Consider the following 2839-nt stretch of genomic DNA (forward strand, 5'->3'; position numbering starts at 1 on the left):
AACCACTCGCGATCAACATGAGCGAACTGTCGGACGAAGGGCAGCAGGGCGATGTCGGCGAGGCTCGGATGCTCGGCCAGTAAGTAGTCACGTCCTTCAAGCAGCTCATCCAGTTTCTGCAGAAACAACGCACCTTCAGCTCGATAAGCTTCCATCGGCTGCTCGGGGTAGCGCTCGGCGTACTTGTAGCGATTCAAAGCCGATTTGAAAATCTGATCATTACCTTCAATCAGTTTTTCCATCCAAAGCGCTGCGAACGAGTCGCCGGCCAGCAACCAATCATCCGGATCATTCTGCGCCAATGCCCAGCGCATGATCTGCAGACTCTCATCAATCACCACGCCATCGGCATTCAGCACCGGCACGGTGCCCTTGGGCGAGAGCGCGAGCATCTGCGCCGGCTTGTTCTTGAGGCTGACCTCAACGATCTCCACCGGCACGCCCGCATAACGCAGGGCCATTCGCGCACGCATCGCGTAGGGGCAGCGGCGGAACGAATACAGTGTGTTCATTTCACCTCCAGCGTACTCAGACCATTGCCCTGACGCCGCACCTGAATCTGCACCGGAATCCGCTCATGCATCTCCTGCACGTGGGAAATCACCGCCACCTTGCGTCCCTGCGCCTGCAAGCCATCGAGGGCGTCCATCGCCAGTTGCAAGGATTCCGGATCGAGGCTGCCGAAGCCTTCATCGATAAACAGCGATTCGATTTTCAGCGTGCTCGACGCCATCGAGGCCAGACCCAGCGCAAGGGCGAGTGATACGAGGAACGTTTCGCCGCCCGACAACGAATGCACCGAGCGCAGTTCGTCGCCCATTTCCGTGTCCATCACCAGCAGGCCGAGCATGCTGCCGCCGCGTTTGAGGCGATAGCGTTTGACCAGTTGGCGCAGCTGCGCGTTGGCATGATGCACCAGCAGATCGAGGTTGTAGGCCTGGGCGATCTTACGGAAAGTGTCGCCGGTGGCCGAGCCGATCAAGGCACTGAGCCGTGCCCAGCGCTGATACTCGGCGTAGGCGTCGGCGATCTGTTGGGCCAGCGCCTGATTGGCATTTTGCCGGCGATGGTCCTCAACCTGTTCGGCGCGCAATTCGGCGCATTGCTGCTCACTGACGGTGAACTGCTTTTGCAATTCGGCGAGGGCGCTGTCGAGCTGTTCCGCGTCAAGATCGCCGTCCTGCCGGGCCTGGTGATCGAGCAGACGCTGATCGCGCTCCTGCAACAAGACCTGGGCCTGTTCGATGGCTTTTTCGTTGTGCTGAAGGGTCTGGCGCAGTTCGGCGACTTGCGCGTCATCGAAGCGCAGCAAGTCTTCGAGGCCGCCGTCATCCAGTTCCGGATGACTGGCGCGCCAATCGGCGATCTTGCCGGCGAGTGCCTGGTCTTCAGCTTGCAGTGCTTGCAGGCGTTCCTGTTGGGCCTTGAGCTCAGCGGCGATCTGCACCAGTTGCGTGCGCACGCTTTGCAGCTCCTCAGCGGTGCTGGTTTCCGCGCTGCGCGCCTGTTCCACGGCGTGTTCCAGTTGCTGCTGCCAGTGTTCGGCGCTGCTGTGTTCGCCGATCAGTTGCGCGAGTTTTTCCTGACAGCTTTGCTGTTGCTCGGTCAGCGCCGTGAATTGCTGTTCGGCACTGTGCAGTTGCTGAGTGCGCAGCTGCTGGCGATCCTGTTCTTTCTCGAGGGTTTGCTGGCGTTGCTGCTGTTCGCCCAGTTCTTCCTTTTGCTGCTCGAGCTGAGCCAAGCGCTCGGCGATCTGCCGGTCCAGCTGCATGAACGTTGCCGCCGGCTCCAGGCGCAAGGCTTCAAGCGTGTCAGCGGGCAGTAGCGGGCCGAACGCGCTGAGTTCTTCTTCAAGGCGCTGACGGTCGCTGTTGAGTTCATGCTGCTGATGGCTCAGCTGTTGCGCCGCTTGCTGATGAGCCACTTCGGTCTGACGCAATTGTTGCGACAAGCGTGCGGCGTCCTGCTGCAAGGTGAGCAGGGCGCTTTGGCGTTGTTCGTCCTGAGTGATGCTTTGGTTCAACTGCTCGTTCTGGCGGCTGAGCCAGGCGTCGCGTTTGTCAGCGTCCTGATTGAACAGTTGCGCGGCCAGCGGATGCGCGTCAAGACTTGGCGCGAGGGCTTGTTGCTGGGCGGCGAGTTGTTCCTGTTGTTGCAGCAGCTCTTTCTGTTGCGCGATCACGCCACCGACTTCGCCGCGCAGCTCGATGAGTTTTTCCTTGAGCTGATCGACCACTTGCTGGGCGTTGGCCTGTTCGCTTTCATCGTGACGGCCGAGGCTTTGCAGCAGCGCTTCGGGCTGATGGTAGGGATGCTCGTTGCTGCCGCAGACCGGGCAGGGCTGATCGTCCTGCAACTGCGCGCGCAACTCTTCGACACTGGCACTGCGCGCCAGCCGCTGCCGCTCGAGCAGTTCACGAGTGACGCTGAGGGTCTGCTCGGCGACGGTCAGTTCGGCCTTGGTTTTCACACCGTCCTGGGTCAAGCGTTCGCGTTGCTGCTGCGCGTCGAGCTGGCGTTGTTGCAACTCGGCGCTGCGCTTGTCGAGATCCTGCTGAGTCGCCCACAGGCGCGACAGGTCTTCGATCGCGCGCAGCTGTTTGCGGTTGTCCTGCAGCAAGGTGCCGAGCAGGCCGATCTGTTCGGCGACTGCGTCCGGCTCTGCGCCAGCCTCTTTGAACAGCACTTCCAGTTGCTGTTTGTGCGAGGCCAGTTGCTCAGCACTGTACGCGGCGTTCTGTTCGAGGGATGCCAGTTCGCTCTGGCCCTTGTTCAAGCGGTTGCCGATCAGCATCAGCTGTTGCAGACGATCGCGATAGGCGCTCCAGGCATCGCTCAA

The 2839-nt window shown here is 60.9% G+C and carries 2 protein-coding genes; both read right to left on the reverse strand.

All coding sequences use genetic code 11. The features are described 5' to 3' along the window. Positions 1 to 512, reverse strand: a 512-nt coding sequence (locus D6877_RS17265) for a glutathione S-transferase (RefSeq protein WP_130911557.1), incomplete at its 3' end; no start/stop codon positions are given. After that, the coding region (locus D6877_RS17270; protein WP_277751489.1) for an SbcC/MukB-like Walker B domain-containing protein at positions 509 to 2839 on the reverse strand (2331 nt) is incomplete at its 5' end. The genes D6877_RS17265 and D6877_RS17270, both read right to left, overlap by 4 nt.

This window comes from Pseudomonas sp. Sample_9 (assembly GCF_004307535.1).
Lineage (GTDB): Bacteria > Pseudomonadota > Gammaproteobacteria > Pseudomonadales > Pseudomonadaceae > Aquipseudomonas > Aquipseudomonas mercuritolerans.